The organism is Propionivibrio sp. (assembly GCF_029255185.1).
Lineage (GTDB): Bacteria > Pseudomonadota > Gammaproteobacteria > Burkholderiales > Rhodocyclaceae > Propionivibrio.
Map to the genome: position 1 here is coordinate 58,893 of NZ_JAPUVO010000131.1, position 17,213 is coordinate 76,105.

A 17,213-nucleotide genomic window follows, 5' to 3' on the forward strand; every position below is an offset into this window, starting at 1 on the left:
TTCAGGCAGTCGCCGCCACTGACTTGAAGCGTGGATTCGAACCAATGCGTCGCGCATCCTTGAGAACCGACACGTCACTACCCAGCTTCTTCAGCTGTATGTCGACCAGATCGGACAAGCTGACCGAAGTCAGATACTCATACATCTTGAAATTGAGCGTCGCCCACAACTCGTGTGTCATGCAGCGCTCCTCGTCCCGGCAGTTTTCCTTGCCGCCGCATTGGGTCGCATCAAGTTGTTCATCAACGGCACGGACAATGTCGGAAACGGTAATTTTGCTGCCCGGGCGCGCCAGGCAATAGCCGCCACCAGGGCCGCGCACACTGTCCACCAGGCTGTGACGGCGCAACTTGCCGAACAGCTGTTCGAGGTACGAGAGCGAAATTTTCTGTCGCTCGCTAATGCCCGCCAAGGTCACCGGACCGTCGCCGCTACGCAGGGCCAAATCAATCATCGCAGTTACTGCAAAACGTCCTTTGGTTGTCAGTCGCATAGTGCCTCCGGGTTAATACCTGATTAGTTCAGTCAACTATGCAACAAGTTCAATTTATTAGTCAACTATTTTACTCAGGTATTTGGGGTCAAATTTGTCGGCCGTCGCCAATTCGTCCTCAAGGCAAACGCCACTATCTTCAAGTTTTTTGAGCAGAACGTCGATACGACGATCCGTTTCGACCGCATGGTCAAGCAGGCCGTGAATGGCCTTGGCCAGGGGATCGTCCTGTTTTCCCGCCAGGGCATAGGCTGAAAAACCCATCTGCCCCGCTTTCTCCTCGCGCTTCTGAGCCTGCTCGGTATCAATGATGCGCGCCGGATTGCCCACCGCCGTGGTTCCCGCAGGGACATCCTTGACGACCACGGCGTTGGATCCGAGCTTGGCACGGGCGCCAACGGTAATCGGACCCAGCACCTGCGCCCCGGCGCCAATAACCACGCCATCCTCCAGCGTTGGGTGACGCCGGCCCTTGGTCCATGACGTACCGCCGAGCGTCACGCCGTGATAAATCGTCACGTCATCACCAATAATCGCCGTTTCGCCGATCACCACCCCCATGCCATGGTCGATAAAGAAACGACGTCCGATGGTCGCCCCAGGATGAATCTCGATGCCGGTAAAAAAGCGCGCCAGATGCGAGACAAAGCGTCCCAGCCAGCGCAACTGACAGCCCCACAACCAGTGCGACAAACGATGCATAAGCACGGCGTGCACGCCCGGATAACAGGTCAGCACCTCCCACGAGGTGCGGGCTGCGGGATCACGGTCAAAAACCGAACGGATGTCTTCACGCAGACGGCTAAACATGAAATTAATTCTCCATGACTATCAAGTGGTTATTTTATAATACTTGACTGATTCAATCAACATTTAAATCGGGATTTTGGCATTGAACTGCCAATGCCTTATTTGCCGATCTTTTTTTCCATGGCGTCGAGAATGCCGCGCAGGATATTGAGCTCGTCGCGCTCCAACTCGGCACGTCCAAAAAGCCGGCGCAGCTTGGGCATCAGGCGTTTTGGCTGTTGCGGATCGAGAAATCCGGTGGCGACCATGACACGTTCAAGATGCGCATAGTAACGTTCGATATCGTCATTGGTCGCCCGTGGCGAGGCGAAGGGAGTGGCCTTGGTGAACACCGGCGGACTGCCGTCAAACGCTGCCAGACGTAATTCATAGCACAGCAATTGAACGGCCGAACCGAGGTTCAGTGAGGTGTATTGAGGATTGGCCGGAATGAAAACAGTTCGCTGACACCGCTGCACCTCGGCATTGGACAAGCCGGCAGTCTCGTTGCCAAAGACCAAAGCGACTTCGCCACCGACGGTCAAAGCCAAAATCTCGGGCGCCGCCTGGCGCGCCTGGAGAGGTGCAGGACCAATACTGCGCTGGCGCGCCGAAACAGCGACCGCGAAGACCGTCCCGGCCAGCGCTGCATCAAGACTGTCGCAAACCGTTGCGCGTTCAAGAATATCATCGGCCCCAACAGCCCGGGTCACGGCTTCGGCAGCGGGGAAAGATTTGGGATTGACCAGCGTCAGGCGCGACAATCCCATCGTTTTCATCGCCCGCGCCGCTGCACCGATATTGCCCGGATGGCTGGTATGAGAGAGAACGATGTGGACTTTGTCCAGCCCGCTTGGCAAAGCTAAGGGCGGAGAATGAGACGGCGAAGCCCGGTTCATATTAAAATGCGCGATTCCACAAACGAATCGGGCGGAACCAGAGGCACTGGCCACCCGTCTGATTTTTTAAAGACACCCCATGCATCCAGCATTGAATATCATGGTCAAGGCAGCGCGCCGCGCCAGCCAGATCATCAACCGCGCCTCGCACGATATTGAGCACCTCAAGATCACGACCAAGCAGTACAACGATTTTGTCACCGAAGTCGACCGTGCTGCCGAGACCGCCATCATCGACGTGCTGCGCGAGGCTTACCCGGATTACGGAATTCTAGCAGAAGAGTCGGGGCAAACCGTCGGCGCCGACTCGGCCAGCGAGTACCAGTGGATCATCGATCCGCTCGATGGCACCACCAACTTCATTCACGGCTTCCCGCAATATGCCGTATCAATTGCCCTGGCTCATAAGGGGCAGCTCAATCAGGCGGTCGTCTATGACGTTCTGCGCAATGAAATGTTTACCGCCAGCAAGGGCGGCGGCGCCTATCTGAACGAACGCCGCATTCGCGTCACCAAGTGCCTCAAGCTGGACGACGCACTGCTTGGCACTGGATTCCCCTTCCGGATTTTCGAGCACTCGGACGCCTACATGAGCATTTTCAAGGAATTTACGCAACGCACCTCAGGCATGCGCCGTCTAGGCTCCGCCGCCCTCGACCTGGCCTACGTCGCCAGCGGTCGCCTCGACGGTTTCTGGGAATTCGGCCTATTACCTTGGGATATCGCCGCTGGTTGCCTGCTCATTACCGAAGCTGGCGGTCTGGTCGGCGATCTCTCCGGAGGTGAAAGCTACCTCAAAACCGGCAACCTGGTGGCCGGCACGCCCAAGGTTTTCTCGCAGATCCTGCAAGTGATCGACGGCCACCGCACGCCTGGCCTGGAAGCCTGATCCATTGGCGGCGCGGCAAGCGCCGCTCTTTCATTTTCGGGTAACCGCATGCACGCTGATCTCGAAAAACACACCCCAATGATGCAGCAATATTTACGCATCAAGGCACAGCATCCAGGCATCCTGCTGTTTTACCGGATGGGCGATTTCTACGAATTGTTTTTTGACGACGCCGAGAAAGCCTCCCGCCTGCTCGACATCACGCTGACCTCGCGCGGCCAGAGTGCCGGGACGCCGATCAAGATGGCTGGCGTTCCCTATCACGCGGTTGAGCAGTACCTTGCCCGCCTGGTCAAGCTTGGCGAATCGGTGGTCATCTGCGAACAAATTGGCGACCCGGCAACCAGCAAGGGGCCGGTCGAACGCGCCGTGGCGCGCATCGTGACGCCGGGAACGCTGACCGATGCGGCGCTGCTCGACGAAAAGCGTGACATCCTGCTGATGGCCGTGGCCGTCAGCAAGCAAACTGCCGGTTTGGCCTGGCTCAATCTGGCGAGCGGCGAGTTTCGCGTCTGCGAAGTGCCGCCGGTAAAACTGGCGGCGACGCTCGATCGCATCCGCCCGGCCGAAATCGTCGTCGCTGAAAGCCTGGAACTGCCGTTCACGCCCGAGGCGGCGCTCACCCGATCGCCGGACTGGCATTTTGACAGCGAAGCGGCGACCCGCGAACTCTGCGCACATTTCCATACCGCTTCGCTCTCCGGCTTTGGCGCCGAAGGACTACGCCTGGGCGTCTCTGCGGCCGGCGCCCTGCTACGCTACGCCCAGGCGACGCAGACCAGCGCCCTGCCCCATGTTCAGGCGCTGATCGTCGAGCGTGACGGCGCATACCTCGGCCTTGATACGGCGACACGGCGCAACCTCGAACTGACCGAAACCCTGCGCGGCCAGCCGGCACCGACACTGTGCAGCCTGCTCGACACTTGCGTTACGGCGATGGGGTCACGTTTTCTGCGCCACGCCCTACACCACCCGCTGCACGACCCGGCCATCCCGGTGGCGCGCCATGCGGCGATTGAATCCCTGCTTGACGACGGCGGCCGTCGCATGCGCGAGGTGCGCCAGGCGCTGCGTGGGTTTGCCGACATCGAACGCATCGCCGGCCGCATTGCCCTTTTCAGCGCCCGCCCGCGCGACCTGTCGAGCCTGCGCGAGAGCCTGCACCGGCTGGCCGAACTGCGCGCCGCGATGGCCGACACGCCAGCACTGTTGCTGACCGAACTGCTGGCCGAACTAGCCACGCCGTCCGCTGCACTAGACCTGCTGACCCGTTCCATCCTGCCCGAACCCCCCGCGCTGATCCGCGACGGCGGCGTGATTGCCAACGATTTTGACGCCGACCTTGACGAGCTGCGGGCGCTCAACGACAACTGCGGCGCCTTCCTGGTCGAGCTCGAAGCGCGCGAACGCGAACGCAGCGGCATTAACAACCTCAAGGTCGAGTACAACCGGGTCCACGGCTTCTATATCGAGATCACCAACGCCAACGCTGCCAGGGTGCCGGACGATTACCGCCGGAGGCAGACGTTGAAGAACGCCGAGCGCTACATCACGCCGGAGTTGAAAGCCTTCGAGGACAAGGCGCTGTCCGCTCAGGATCGTGCCCTAGCGCGCGAGAAGGTGCTCTACGAGGGCGTCCTGACGGCCTTGCAGGCCGATCTGCCGCAGTTGCAACGGATTGCCCGGGCAGTGGCGCATAGCGATCTGCTGGCCAGCTTCGCCGACGTCGCGCTGACCCGCAATTACTGTCGTCCACTGTTTTCGCCGGAGCCCGGCCTGCGCATCGAAGGTGGACGCCACCCGGTCGTCGAGGGCGAACTGGCGGGGGGCGAATCGTTCATCGCCAATGACACCTTACTCGGCGATGGTCGCCGTCTGCTGCTCATTACCGGCCCGAACATGGGCGGCAAATCGACCTATATGCGCCAGACCGCGCTGATTGCCCTGCTCGCGCACGTCGGCAGCTTCGTCCCGGCGCAGCGCGTGGTGCTTGGCCCGCTCGACCAGATCTTCACGCGCATCGGCGCTTCCGACGATCTCGCTTCGGGGCGTTCGACCTTCATGGTCGAAATGACCGAATCGGCAGCCATCCTGCACCATGCCACCGAGTACAGCCTGGTGTTGATGGACGAAGTCGGACGCGGCACCTCAACGTTCGATGGCATGGCCCTGGCCTTTGCCATCTGCCGCCATCTGGTCGAGAAGAATCGCGCCCTGACCCTGTTCGCCACCCACTACTTTGAACTCACCCTGCTGGCCAATGAATACGCCGATCTGGCTAATGTGCATCTGGATGCCATCGAACACGGCGAGCGCATTGTTTTCCTGCACGCCGTCGAAGACGGTCCGGCCAATCAGAGTTACGGTATCCAGGTCGCCGCCCTGGCCGGAATTCCATCGTCAGTGGTCAGGGCCGCTCGACGCCAGTTACGCGAATTCGAGCAACGCGCGGCGATCAATCCGCTGCAACCGGATCTCTTTGCTGCGCCTTTGTCATCTTATGCAGAGCCGGTCGATGTGGAGTTAAACCCGGAGCCAAACCCGGCCATGGCGCGACTGGCCACCATCAAACCCGACGAACTGACGCCCAGGCAGGCGCTCGACGCCCTTTACGAGCTTAAAGCACTGGGCCGATAAAACTTGTGGCCTTTGGCGTCCAAGCCAAAATCAGTCGTCGTGGTCGCAATCGCCATCGTGCATGTGCCCGTGCTCAATCTCATCGGCACTGGCCGGACGCACTGCGGTCACCGTACAGGTAAACACCAGCGCCATGCCGGCCAAAGGATGATTTCCGTCGAGCACCACTTTATCGCCAGCGATTTCGGTGACACGATAGATCAGGATATCGTCATCGTCGTCACCATCGGGCACCCCCTCAAACTGCATGCCAACCTCGAGTTCCTTGGGGAATCCCTTGCGCGATTCAACTTGAATCAGTTCTGCATCGTATTCGCCAAACGCATCGTCCGGCTGCATTTTGACAACGACCGACTCGCCAACACGCTTCTCATGCACGGCTTCTTCGATCATCGGGAAAATATCATCGTAACCGCCGTGCAGATAAACGAGCGGCTCCTGGCCAGCATCAACGAGTTCCCCATCAGGATCGGTGACACTGTAGTCAAGAGTAACGATGGTGTTCTTTACAACTTGCATGTTCATGAATTGAGTTCCTTCACCACGCGCAGCACTTCCAGCGCGTGGCCCTTGGCGTTGACTCCGTAAAGCGCGAAACGGAGAACACCCTGTTTGTCGATGACGAAAGTTGAACGAACGATGCCATGTCTTTTGACACCGTCCACTTCTTTCGCCTGCCATACCCCATACTGCTTGCACGCCACTCCCTCCGAGTCCGACAGGAGTCGAACGGAAATACCGTGCTTGTCACGAAATTCTGCGTGCTTGATGCACTCGTCCCGGCTGATGCCAATGACGGTGCAGTCGTGACGCGTAAACTCGTCCTCATGATCTGAAAAATCGGTCGCTTCGAGCGTACAGCCCGGCGTGTCATCTCTTGGGTAAAAAAAGAGAACGACATTGTTCTTTCCGTGAAACTGGGCGATATCGATGGACTCCATGTCCGCATCGGGGAGGACGAACATCGGTGCCGCCTGTCCAGCTTTCAGCATTCTGCCTCCTTAAAGGCCCAACTCATATGCAGCAATGCGCTTGGGTCAGTCGGATTCTAACCAAGCTTCCTGATTATGACTACAAGAAAGAAAAGCCATTTGAATGGGCCGACGCTGTAAAGCCTGCCCTTATTTTTTTTCAGCCTCCGGTTTCTCTGCAAGCTTGTCCGGGGGCGATCTTTCCGGAATCAGGACGAAAATTTCGTCCTGTTTGACCATGCCAAGTTCGAAACGCGCGCGCTCCTCGATGGCGTCGTAGCCTTGCTTGAGATCACGGACTTCAGCATCCAGCCCGGCATTACGCAGCTCGAGTTTTTTATTACCTTCCCGCTGTTGCTGCAACTGACGATCGACCTCCCAGACCCGCAGCCAGCCCCCCTTACCCACCCATAGTGGGTACTGCAATAACACAAGCAGGGCGACCAGCGCGACAGCGAGCCAGCGCATGGCTAGGAAGAGAGCCGATCAGTCAATCAACGCAGATTGTAGAACGCTTCGCGGCCTGGATAACCGGCCGTGTCTCCGAGGTCTTCTTCAATGCGCAGCAACTGGTTATATTTGGCAATGCGATCCGAGCGCGACAGCGAACCGGTCTTGATCTGCAGGGCATTCATGCCAACGGCAATATCGGCAATGGTGCTGTCTTCGGTTTCGCCCGAGCGATGCGATATGACGGCCGTATAGCCGGCACGTTTGGCCATTTCAATGGCGGCAAACGTTTCCGAAAGCGTTCCGATCTGGTTGATCTTGATCAGAATGGAATTAGCAATCCCCTGCTTGATACCTTCTTTCAGGATCCGTGTGTTGGTCACGAAAACGTCATCACCAACGATCTGAATTTTTTCCCCCAGACGGTCGGTCAGCAGTTTCCAGCCATCCCAGTCACCCTCGGCCATACCATCTTCGATTGAAACGATCGGGAAGCTGTCGGCAAGATTGGCCAGGTAATCGACGAGTTGTGCCGAGGTCAGTTGCAGACCTTCGCCGGCCAGATGGTATTTGCCATCCTTGTAAAACTCGGAAGCAGCACAGTCAAGCCCGATCAGCACGTCTTCGCCCGGAAAATAACCGGCCGCTTCGATGGCCTGCACCACCAGTTGCAAGCCATCGGCATGGCTGGAAAGATTTGGAGCAAAGCCGCCTTCGTCGCCAACGGCCGTCGAGAAGCCTTTCTTGTCGAGCAGTTTCTTGAGCGCATGGAAAACCTCCGCGCCACAGCGCAAGGCTTCACGGAAGGAATTCTGGCTGACCGGAAGGATCATGAATTCCTGGAAATCAAGACTGTTGTTGGCGTGCTGACCACCGTTGATGATGTTCATCATCGGCACCGGCATCTGCATCGGTCCGGAACCGCCAAAATAGCGATAAAGCGGAAGACCGGATTCTTCAGCCGCGGCCTTGGCGACAGCCATCGACACCGCCAGCATGGCGTTGGCGCCAAGGCGTGATTTGTTCTCGGTACCGTCGAGATGAATCAAGGTCTGGTCGATGAACGCCTGCTCCTGCGCATCAAGGCCGATAATCGCTTCGGCGATCTCGGTATTGACGTTCTCAACCGCCTGCATGACGCCCTTGCCGAGATAGCGAGAGGCATCCCCATCGCGCAGTTCAATGGCTTCACGCGAACCCGTTGAAGCGCCGGAAGGCACGGCGGCACGCCCCATGACGCCAGATTCAAGCAACACATCACATTCAACGGTGGGGTTGCCTCGGGAATCAAGGATCTCGCGCGCGACAACATCAACAACTGAGCTCATTTTTATTCCTTTATCTATACAGACATTAATGGCAAACCCTGGGCGGTCAGCACGTTCATGCTAGCCGCATCCTTGCGCGCCGCTCAATACTCAGGCGAATTATAAAACGTCTTGGCCTGCCTGACCGCAGGGTAAATTTGTTCTACCGCTAACCTATTGATTTACCGTCATTCCGGGCTCTGCACTTCCTACGGTCGCTTGCGCCGGAATAATGACGATGGATGGTTAGAACAAATTTGCCCTGCTTGTCCAACGTGGCATGAGCGCAGCGACAACAAAATTATCTGGACGTCTGATTTCGAAACGACCGCCAAACTGACCGAGAAATTCAAGCATACGCAATGGCCCACCTTCCTGATTCACCAGGTGGCGTCGGTCAATCCGCTGCCGCCTACCATCCACGACGATCTCGTCAACGCCGCCATCACCGGTTTCGGTGCCACCGACGGCATGCACTTTCTCGGCCGTAAACCCCATCATGCCTTTACCGGCGAGGTCGTAATCGATCGGCAAAAAGCGGCCCGAAGGCTACCGAATCAAGTTTCGTATCCGACGCAACGCCATCAAACGCTACGATCATCTCAATGTCCTGAGCAGTCAGATTTTGAATTGAGAACTGTTGTGGTTTTGGCGTTAGAATCACACGGGTTGCTCGAATATAGCGTTACACAAGCCGATAAGAGCGATTTTCTTCAGGGGAAATTCAATGCGATTGAAAAACAAGCTGCTTATACTGGCCTGCGTTCCACTGTTCTTTCTGCTATTTTTCTCAATTCGAATCACTCTGGAAAAAACTCAGCAAGCGCAGGAAATGACGGCACTGGAGGAGTTGGCCAGAGTTTCTGCAACTGTTGGCGCTCTCATCCACGAATTGCAAAAAGAACGCGGTATGAGTGCCGGTTTCATCGGCAGCAAGGGCTCCAATTTCTCCAGCGAACTGACTGCGCAGCGCCTCGAGGTGGACAAATCCCAATCGATCTTTGCAAAACAGCTTAGCAGTTTTAATGCCTCAGATTTTGGCGAAAAGCTTAAAAGCAATCTGAACGAAGCCGAAAAGCAGTTAGGCGAGCTCTCATCCAAACGTCAGGCTGTCTCAGCCTTTGGTCTTAGCGGGCCTGAGACGATTGCTTATTACAGCAATACCATAGCCAGCCTATTGACAGTAATTGCAGAGACCTCCTCTGTAGCAAGCGATCCGAAAATATCGCGGATCGCTACAAGCTATGGCGCCCTATTGCAGGGTAAGGAATTTTCAGGAATTGAGCGGGCGACGCTTGCCAATGTCTTTGGATCAGACAAATTTTCGCCAGAGATGTTGATACGATTTTTGTCGATCTCATCTTTTCAGGAGATCTGGCTTGAACTCTTTCACCGTTATGCCAGCCCGGAACAGGCCGCTTTTTTTAAAGACAAGATGACCGGCTCGGCTGTAGATGAGGTATCAAAGATCAAGAAGTCTGCAACCGAAAATATGCTGAGCCCTTCCTTGGGCATAGACGCCAAAGTATGGTTTGCCAAGTCGACCGAGAGGATCAATCTTCTCAAGGATGTTGAAGACAGACTCGGTACTGACCTGCTTGGTATGGCGAAAGAGAGGCGGGCAGAAGCTCGCCTGATGATGATGATCTATCTTGGGCTAACCCTGCTTGCCATTGCCTTGACCTTGTTTATTACATTTAAGCTAATCCGGGAAATTCTGAAACAGATTGGTGGCGAACCTGACTATGCTGCCCAGATTGCAAGGAAAATTGCGCAAGGCGATCTTTCCGGAACGGTCGCACTACAGTCTGACGATCAATCCAGCCTGCTCGCCGCCATGAAGGCGATGCAAACCAGTCTTCGAGACATGGTTGACAAGGTGATTGATGCAACGACTCAACTGGTTAATTCTGCGCAACAGCTTGCCGTTTCGTCTAAACAGGTGATGGCTGCTACAGACCGTCAGAGCGACGCTGCGGCCAGTGTCGCAGCCACCGTAGAAGAGATGACCGTCAGTATCGGCCACATATCGGACAATGCGGCCGACGTTCACAACAGCGCTGTTGAATCTAAACAGATGGCACAGGACGGCGCTAAATTTGCCCAAGAGACCATTGTGGAAATGAGCAGAATCGTCGACAACGTCAATCAGTCGTCGGTCTTTATGCAGACGCTGGATGAGCAATCGCACAAGATCGCAGATATCGTTAATGTTATCAAGGACATTGCCGATCAGACCAACCTGCTGGCACTCAACGCAGCCATCGAGGCAGCACGCGCCGGTGAGCAAGGTCGAGGTTTTGCTGTAGTGGCCGATGAAGTGAGAAAACTCGCAGAGCGCACAAAGCTGTCAACGCAAGATATTGCATCCATGATCGCGTCCATTCAAAGTGGCACGATGCAAGCGGTGGAGAGCATGTCGCACGGGACAGTCATCGTAAATGAAGGGATGAGGCTGGTAGGCAGCACGGGTGAGTCCATGACGCATATCCATGGCGGTACAGACAAGGTTCTGGTGGCAGTCGATGATATTTCCACCTCGCTGCGCGAGCAAAGCTGTGCGAGCAATGAAATTGCAAAGAGCGTGGAAGGGATTGCTCAAATGGCAGAAGAGAATAATTCAGCCATCAGTGGGGTTGCTGTTTCTGCAGAACAGCTCCGCTCACTCTCATGCGCTTTGAAGGAATCTACCGCTCGTTTCAGGCTTTAAGCAAGAAACCCCTGCGGCAACTCCATTCAATTCAAGTCCGGTTACGATTGCCCCATGGCTGAGCGAAAAATTCTTGTCGTCGACGACGACAAAAGACTGCGCGATCTCCTGCACCGCTATCTCAGCGAGCAGGGCTTCTTTGTCAAGACCGCCGAGAATGCACAGTTCATGGACAAATCGCTGACCCGCGACAGTTTTGACCTGATCATCCTTGACCTGATGCTGCCCGGTGAGGATGGACTTTCGATCTGCCGCCGCCTGCGCGCCAACGAACCGCAACAGGCCATCATCATGCTCACTGCCAAGGGCGACGAGATTGACCGCATTGTCGGTCTCGAAATGGGCGCTGACGATTATCTACCCAAGCCATTTAACCCACGCGAACTTGTGGCCCGCATTCAGGCCGTTTTGCGGCGGCGGGGAAACGTCGTTCCGGGCGCGCCTACCGGCGAAGACAAGTTGATTTCATTCGGCGATGTCGAAGTCGATCTGGCCACCCGTACGCTAAAACGAAACGATGAAATCCTGCCGCTGACGACTGGCGAATTTGCCGTCCTCAAGGTACTGCTCGAACATCCACGCCAGCCACTCTCTCGTGACCGCCTGATGACGCTGGCGCGGGGCCGCGAGCAAGGTCCCTTCGACCGTGCCATTGACGTGCAGGTTTCCCGTCTGCGCAAGTTGGTCGAACCCGACCCGGCGACCCCGCGCTATCTACAAACTGTCTGGGGCTTTGGTTATGTTTTTGTCCCCGATGGACAGGGCCAGACCAAATAACGCTCATTAACGCGCGACTTGTGACGTTCCTTCGAAAATTTGTTCCGCAGACGCTGCTGGTCAGGACCTTTCTGCTGGTCAGCCTGCTGATTTTTGTTTCTGTGGCCACCTGGCTCACCCTGTTCGGACTTGCCGAACGCGAACCGCGTGCACGCCAGTTAGCGCAACTCACGGTGAGCGTCGTCAACCTCACCAGTGCGGCACTGGTGGCGGCCGACCCAGTTAAACGACTGACCCTGCTGCGCGACCTGGCGGAGAGCGAAGGCGTCCATCTCTACCCGGCCGAAGCCAGCGACGTCATTACCGCCCTGCCGGATACCTACTTCTTTCGCGTCATGTACAACACCGCCAAATCGCAACTCGGGTCGAACACCCGCTTCGCTGGCTCGGTCAATGGGCAAACGGGAATCTGGGTCAGTTTTTTTGTTGGCGACAGCGATGGGGATGACTACTGGCTGATGCTGCCTGGCGAACACGCCGAAAGTGATTTTCCCTGGCACTGGTTGGGCTGGGGAAGCGCTTCGCTGGCACTGGCGCTGCTGGTGGCGTGGCTGATCGTCTCGCGTGTCACCCTGCCCCTGCGCACGCTGGCGGCCGTAGCGACAGAAGTCGGCCGTGGCAGGCACCCCGACGTTATGGCTGAACGCGGCGCCATCGAACTGCGGCAGCTTGCTGAAGCCTTCAACCGCATGTCCAAAGACCTCAAGCGCATCGACGCCGAGCGCGCCGAGGTACTCGCCGGAATCTCGCACGATTTGCGAACACCCCTCTCGCGCCTGCGTCTGGAAGCGGAAATGTCGATCAGCGGCGAGTCTGCACGCAACGGAGCAATCGAAGATATTGAGCAAATGGACGCCATCATTGCCCAGTTCCTCGACTACGCGCGCGACGAGCGTGGCGAACTGGCTGAACCGGCCGACGTCAATGCCCTGATCACCCAGGTCGCCAGTGCCCGGGGAAGCACATCGAGCAACCCGAGAATCAGCCTGGGCGAGGTGCCCCGGGCGCTGATCTACCGCCAGGCTTTGGCCAGGGCGCTAACCAATTTGCTCGAAAATGCCCGCAAGTATGCTGGCGATCAAATCGCTGTCGAAACACGTATCGAGAATGGCGACATCCTGATCGACGTTCTCGACCGCGGCCCCGGCATCGCGGAAAGTGAAATGGAACGTCTGAAGCGACCCTTCACGCGCCTCGAAAATGCCCGCACTGATGCCAGTGGCACCGGGCTCGGACTGGCAATCGTCGAGCGTATTGCCCGCTTGCACGGCGGCCGCCTTGAACTGCTGGCGCGCCAAGGGGGCGGGTTGATCGCACGCCTTCGCTTGCCGCTCAAAGGCGATGTCTGAGCATGCGCTCTAACGGCTCCGGTAGGCAAACGAAATGCGCTGCGCGTGAACTATCGCTGCGTTTTGTTGTCGCATAGCGCCTGAAACAGATCGCTTCAATCAACACGAATTTTCATGAATACCCCATCCACTACCAAGCTAAGCCCCCTCTCCTGGCTGATATTCAGTTCGCGCTGGATGCAGTTACCTTTGTATCTGGGTTTGATATTGGCCCAGGGCGTCTACGTCATTCTCTTCATCAAGGAATTGTTTCATTTGATTCAGGGGGCTACCAACCTCAGCGAGCAATTGATCATGTTGGCTGTATTGGGCCTGATTGACGTTGTGATGATTTCCAATCTTCTGGTGATGGTCATTGTCGGAGGTTACGAAACCTTCGTCTCACGACTCAATTTGAAGGGGCACCCTGACGTACCGGAATGGCTCGGTCACGTCAATGCATCGGTATTGAAAGTAAAACTGGCGATGGCCATCATCGGCATCAGTTCGATCCATTTGTTAAAAACATTTATCGCGATCGGCTCGCTCGGGTCTGAAGAATCCACCTTCACCGAAGCCGGCGTCATGTGGCAAGCCATAATACATATGATTTTCATTCTTTCGGCGATCGGCATTGCATTCACTGACAAACTGATGTCGGACACGATCGAGGCTACCCAGCACTAATTCGTGTCGCGCCATCAAAGCTAGCAAGCCCCCAGTTTGATCGGGCGACCCCCCGATTGAAACCCACAAAAAAATGCGCCAGCTCCTTGAAACTGGCGCATTTCACACCTGAGCCCCCCCTAGTTGCTGATCGCTGCCTGCGCTGCGGCCAGACGTGCAATCGGCACACGGAACGGTGAGCAACTCACGTAATCAAGCCCGACACGATGGAAGAAGTCGATCGAAGCCGGATCGCCGCCGTGCTCACCGCAAACGCCCAACTTGATTCCCGTGCGCACCGCACGACCTTTTTCGACCGCCATCTTGACCAGCAAGCCAACGCCTTTCTGGTCAATTGACTGGAAGGGATCCTGCTCGTACATGCCGTCTCTCAGATAGAAAGGCAGGAACTTGCCGATATCGTCGCGCGAGAAGCCCAGCGTCATCTGCGTCAGATCGTTGGTGCCGAAGGAGAAGAACTCGGCCTGCTTGCCGATGCTGTCGGCAACCAGCGCGCCACGCGGTGTTTCAATCATGGTTCCGAGCAGATAACTGATTTCAACGCCACGTTCCTTGAAGACGGCAGCGATCGTGTCGCGGATGACCTTGGCCTGGGCATTGAATTCGCGCACGGTAGTCACCAGCGGAATCATGATTTCGACCTTGACGTCGCGTCCCTTGGCCTTGGCGTTGAGCGCGGCCTCGATGATCGCACGTGCCTGCATTTCGGTGATTTCTGGATAGCTGATCCCGAGGCGGCAACCACGGTGACCCATCATCGGATTCGATTCATGCAGATCGTCAACACGGTGTTTGATGTTGTCATACGAAACGCCCATCTCCTTGGCCATGGCCGTCTGACCGGCTTCGTCATGGGGCAAAAACTCGTGCAGTGGCGGATCAAGCAGACGAATGGTGACTGGCAGGCCATCCATTTCCAGGAACAGGCCCTCGAAGTCGCCGCGCTGCATCGGCAGCAGCTTTGCCAGCGCCTTGCGCCGACCGGCTTCATCCTGAGACAGAATCATTTCGCGAACCGATTTAATGCGGTCGCCTTCGAAGAACATATGCTCGGTGCGGCACAGGCCAATGCCGACGGCCCCGAAGTTCCGGGCCACCTTGGCATCCTCCGGCGTATCAGCGTTGGCGCGAATGGCCAACCGCTTGTAACGGTCAGCCAGCTCCATGAGTGTTCCGAAATCGCCGGACAGTTCTGCATCCTTGGTCGGAACCTTGCCTTCGTAAACCTTGCCGGTTGAACCGTCGAGCGAGACCCAGTCGCCTTCCTTGTACACCACGCCATCAACAGTCATCGTGCGCGCTTTCGGATCAACGCGAACGGACCCGGCACCGGAAACGCAGCACTTGCCCATGCCACGGGCAACAACTGCTGCGTGCGAGGTCATGCCGCCACGTGCCGTGAGAATGCCTTTGGCCACGACCATACCGCGGAGATCCTCGGGCGAGGTTTCCTGACGAACCAGGATCACGTCCTTGCCCTGGGCAACCCATTCCTCGGCTTCATCAGCAAAGAAAACGATCTGGCCGGTGGCGGCGCCCGGCGAAGCGGGAAGACCGCTGGCGATTAAACGCGCCTTCTTGATGGCCTGGCCGTCAAACACCGGGTGCAAGAGTTCGTTGAGTCGGTCCGGGGCGACACGCAGTAGCGCTGTTTTTTCATCGATGAGGCCTTGTTTAAGCATTTCGACGGAGGTGCGGACCAGGGCGGCTCCTGTGCGTTTTGCGGAACGCGTTTGCAGCATCCAGAGCTTGCCTTCCTGGATGGTGAACTCGATGTCCTGCATATCCTTGTAGTGATTTTCCAGCGCCGTCTCGGTCTTGAGCAGTTCTTTGTAGATCGCCGGCATGATTTCTTCGAGCGACGGAAACTTGGCGGCACGGTCTGCTTCGCTGACGAGTGCCAGTTCGGCCCAACGACGCGACCCTTCAAGCGTGATCTGCTGCGGCGTACGGATGCCGGCCACCACATCTTCGCCCTGGGCGTTGATCAGGAATTCACCGTTGAAGATATCTTCGCCTGAGGCGGCGTCGCGAGTAAAGGCAACGCCTGTACCGCTGTTCTGGCCGAGGTTGCCGAAAACCATGGACTGAATGTTTACCGCGGTTCCCCAGGAACCCGGAATGTCGTTCATTTGACGATAGTAGACGGCGCGGTCGTTATTCCAGCTCTGGAACACGGCCATCACGGCGCCCCACAGCTGTTCCCACGGATCGTTGGGAAACTCACGGCCCAGACGTGTGCGAATCATCGCCTTGAATTCGTTGACCATCTGCTTCAGATCAGCAGTACTCAGGTCGGTATCGAGTTCGACGCCTTGCTTCTCCTTGATTTCATCGATGATGACTTCAAAGGGATCGTGATCTTCCTTGGACTCGGGTTTGAGCCCCATGACCACGTCGCCATACATCTGGATGAAACGACGGTAGGAGTCCCAGGCGAAACGTTCGTTACCCGATTTGTTGGCCAGACCCGCGACCGCCTCGTCATTGAGACCCAGGTTGAGAATCGTATCCATCATGCCGGGCATCGACGCGCGCGAACCCGAGCGCACGGAAACCAGCAGAGGGTCAGCGGCATCGCCGAATTTCTTGCCCATTTCCTTTTCGACGAAAGCCATGCCCTGTTTTACATCGGCTTCGATCAGTTTTTGAATGCTTTGCGCGCCCTGCTCGGTATAGACCGTGCACGCTTCGGTACTGATGGTGAGGCCGGGAGGCACCGAGATGCCCAGACGGCACATTTCTGCAAGATTGGCGCCCTTGCCACCGAGCAGATTTTTCATATCAGCTGCGCCTTCGGTCTTTGAAGGGCCAAAAACATAAATGAATTTATTCGACATATTGACCTCATTTAAACGGGAAAAATTAAAAAGCACTACGGGAATGCTTAACGCATTTCTTCGATTGTTTCTTACAATTGCAGGCCGCACACTATACCAAGGATCGAAGGCTCGTTTTGCATCATTCTGCAAAATCACATCAAGGCAAGCGCTTTCCGGCGCAAGACGGGAAGTGATTTTAGACCTTCATGGCGCCACGATAAGCCCGCGAGCGATCCGTTGCTCGCGGATATCTGTCTCGGGACGGTCAGCAGCGGCAGGGGTGGGCTTGCTCTAATGCAAGAGTGGCGCCCAAATGTGACAAATCGCGCCAACAAGTGACGCTGACAGTCCGCTGTTCTCTGCTCGCATTGTGCGATCATTTGCACAGCACCCACTATTTCCAAGGAATTTTATTCTGGCACGGAACTTGAGTGGGCAATTGCATTGCCCTGCC

At 56.6% G+C, this 17,213-nt stretch carries 15 protein-coding genes; 6 read left to right on the forward strand and 9 right to left on the reverse strand.

The window, feature by feature from the left end; genetic code table 11:
- Position 1 precedes the first annotated feature (1 nt).
- The 3 genes from iscR to Q1J43_RS14175 all read right to left on the reverse strand — a co-directional run bounded on the left by iscR (position 2) and on the right by Q1J43_RS14175 (position 2,181).
- Entirely contained in the window at positions 2 to 493 is a 492-nt protein-coding gene (iscR, locus tag Q1J43_RS14165) for a Fe-S cluster assembly transcriptional regulator IscR (protein ID WP_301103153.1), read from the reverse strand.
- Between the two features lie 57 nt (positions 494 to 550).
- Positions 551 to 1,303 carry a serine O-acetyltransferase gene (gene cysE / locus Q1J43_RS14170; RefSeq protein WP_301103154.1) on the reverse strand — a complete coding sequence of 251 codons (753 nt, stop codon included), beginning with the start codon at positions 1,301 to 1,303 and terminating at the stop codon, positions 551 to 553.
- A 98-nt stretch (positions 1,304 to 1,401) separates the two neighbouring features.
- On the reverse strand, positions 1,402 to 2,181 hold the full coding sequence (locus Q1J43_RS14175) for an RNA methyltransferase (RefSeq protein ID WP_301103155.1): 780 nt from the start codon (positions 2,179 to 2,181) through the stop codon (positions 1,402 to 1,404).
- A 79-nt stretch (positions 2,182 to 2,260) separates the two neighbouring features.
- Between Q1J43_RS14175 and Q1J43_RS14180 the strand changes: the two genes are divergently transcribed.
- Both Q1J43_RS14180 and mutS read left to right on the forward strand, forming a co-directional pair.
- Positions 2,261 to 3,070 carry an inositol monophosphatase family protein gene (locus tag Q1J43_RS14180; protein ID WP_301103156.1) on the forward strand — a complete coding sequence of 270 codons (810 nt, stop codon included), beginning with the start codon at positions 2,261 to 2,263 and terminating at the stop codon, positions 3,068 to 3,070.
- A gap of 48 nt (positions 3,071 to 3,118) precedes the next feature.
- Positions 3,119 to 5,707 (forward strand): DNA mismatch repair protein MutS, encoded by a 2,589-nt coding sequence (mutS, locus tag Q1J43_RS14185; protein ID WP_301103157.1) that lies wholly within the window; start codon positions 3,119 to 3,121, stop codon positions 5,705 to 5,707.
- A gap of 30 nt (positions 5,708 to 5,737) precedes the next feature.
- Here mutS and Q1J43_RS14190 read toward each other — a convergent pair whose 3' ends face one another.
- The 5 genes from Q1J43_RS14190 to Q1J43_RS14210 form a co-directional block, all read right to left on the reverse strand.
- Positions 5,738 to 6,232 (reverse strand): peptidylprolyl isomerase, encoded by a 495-nt coding sequence (locus Q1J43_RS14190; protein WP_301103158.1) that lies wholly within the window; start codon positions 6,230 to 6,232, stop codon positions 5,738 to 5,740.
- Positions 6,229 to 6,699 (reverse strand): peroxiredoxin, encoded by a 471-nt coding sequence (locus Q1J43_RS14195; protein ID WP_301103159.1) that lies wholly within the window; start codon positions 6,697 to 6,699, stop codon positions 6,229 to 6,231. Before Q1J43_RS14195 ends, Q1J43_RS14190 begins: the two co-directional genes overlap by 4 nt.
- A gap of 129 nt (positions 6,700 to 6,828) precedes the next feature.
- Complete coding sequence (gene ftsB, locus Q1J43_RS14200; protein ID WP_301103160.1) at positions 6,829 to 7,146, reverse strand: cell division protein FtsB; 318 nt, start codon at positions 7,144 to 7,146, stop codon at positions 6,829 to 6,831.
- Positions 7,147 to 7,172: 26 nt separating this feature from the next.
- Positions 7,173 to 8,456 (reverse strand): phosphopyruvate hydratase, encoded by a 1,284-nt coding sequence (eno, locus tag Q1J43_RS14205; RefSeq protein ID WP_301103161.1) that lies wholly within the window; start codon positions 8,454 to 8,456, stop codon positions 7,173 to 7,175.
- A 225-nt stretch (positions 8,457 to 8,681) separates the two neighbouring features.
- A complete protein-coding gene (locus Q1J43_RS14210) occupies positions 8,682 to 8,936 on the reverse strand; it encodes a hypothetical protein (protein ID WP_301103162.1) in 255 nt (84 codons plus the stop codon).
- 226 nt (positions 8,937 to 9,162) lie between these two features.
- Here Q1J43_RS14210 and Q1J43_RS14215 point away from each other — a divergent pair, with 226 nt between their 5' ends.
- From Q1J43_RS14215 to Q1J43_RS14230, 4 genes are all read left to right on the forward strand, one after another.
- A complete protein-coding gene (locus Q1J43_RS14215) occupies positions 9,163 to 11,145 on the forward strand; it encodes a methyl-accepting chemotaxis protein (RefSeq protein ID WP_301103163.1) in 1,983 nt (660 codons plus the stop codon).
- A gap of 54 nt (positions 11,146 to 11,199) precedes the next feature.
- Positions 11,200 to 11,922: a two-component system response regulator OmpR gene (ompR, locus tag Q1J43_RS14220; RefSeq protein ID WP_301103164.1), complete on the forward strand. Its 723-nt coding sequence runs from the start codon at positions 11,200 to 11,202 to the stop codon at positions 11,920 to 11,922.
- Between the two features lie 20 nt (positions 11,923 to 11,942).
- Positions 11,943 to 13,271, forward strand: coding sequence for an ATP-binding protein (locus Q1J43_RS14225; RefSeq protein ID WP_301103165.1), 1,329 nt, complete (start codon positions 11,943 to 11,945; stop codon positions 13,269 to 13,271).
- 114 nt (positions 13,272 to 13,385) lie between these two features.
- Positions 13,386 to 13,937: a TIGR00645 family protein gene (locus Q1J43_RS14230; protein WP_301103166.1), complete on the forward strand. Its 552-nt coding sequence runs from the start codon at positions 13,386 to 13,388 to the stop codon at positions 13,935 to 13,937.
- 119 nt (positions 13,938 to 14,056) lie between these two features.
- Here Q1J43_RS14230 and ppdK read toward each other — a convergent pair whose 3' ends face one another.
- Positions 14,057 to 16,777: a pyruvate, phosphate dikinase gene (gene ppdK / locus Q1J43_RS14235; protein WP_301103167.1), complete on the reverse strand. Its 2,721-nt coding sequence runs from the start codon at positions 16,775 to 16,777 to the stop codon at positions 14,057 to 14,059.
- Between the last annotated feature and the right edge of the window lie 436 nt (positions 16,778 to 17,213).

Coding starts and splice junctions, on each gene's coding strand:
- Q1J43_RS14210 (WP_301103162.1), bottom strand. CDS start 8,936: ATGATGGGGTTTACGGCCGAGAAAGTGCATGCCGTCGGTGGCACCGAA.
- Q1J43_RS14190 (WP_301103158.1), bottom strand. CDS start 6,232: ATGAACATGCAAGTTGTAAAGAACACCATCGTTACTCTTGACTACAGT.
- cysE (WP_301103154.1), bottom strand. CDS start 1,303: ATGTTTAGCCGTCTGCGTGAAGACATCCGTTCGGTTTTTGACCGTGAT.
- iscR (WP_301103153.1), bottom strand. CDS start 493: ATGCGACTGACAACCAAAGGACGTTTTGCAGTAACTGCGATGATTGAT.
- Q1J43_RS14230 (WP_301103166.1), top strand. CDS start 13,386: ATGAATACCCCATCCACTACCAAGCTAAGCCCCCTCTCCTGGCTGATA.
- Q1J43_RS14195 (WP_301103159.1), bottom strand. CDS start 6,699: ATGCTGAAAGCTGGACAGGCGGCACCGATGTTCGTCCTCCCCGATGCG.
- Q1J43_RS14175 (WP_301103155.1), bottom strand. CDS start 2,181: ATGAACCGGGCTTCGCCGTCTCATTCTCCGCCCTTAGCTTTGCCAAGC.
- Q1J43_RS14180 (WP_301103156.1), top strand. CDS start 2,261: ATGCATCCAGCATTGAATATCATGGTCAAGGCAGCGCGCCGCGCCAGC.
- ftsB (WP_301103160.1), bottom strand. CDS start 7,146: ATGCGCTGGCTCGCTGTCGCGCTGGTCGCCCTGCTTGTGTTATTGCAG.
- mutS (WP_301103157.1), top strand. CDS start 3,119: ATGCACGCTGATCTCGAAAAACACACCCCAATGATGCAGCAATATTTA.
- eno (WP_301103161.1), bottom strand. CDS start 8,456: ATGAGCTCAGTTGTTGATGTTGTCGCGCGCGAGATCCTTGATTCCCGA.
- Q1J43_RS14215 (WP_301103163.1), top strand. CDS start 9,163: ATGCGATTGAAAAACAAGCTGCTTATACTGGCCTGCGTTCCACTGTTC.
- ompR (WP_301103164.1), top strand. CDS start 11,200: ATGGCTGAGCGAAAAATTCTTGTCGTCGACGACGACAAAAGACTGCGC.
- ppdK (WP_301103167.1), bottom strand. CDS start 16,777: ATGTCGAATAAATTCATTTATGTTTTTGGCCCTTCAAAGACCGAAGGC.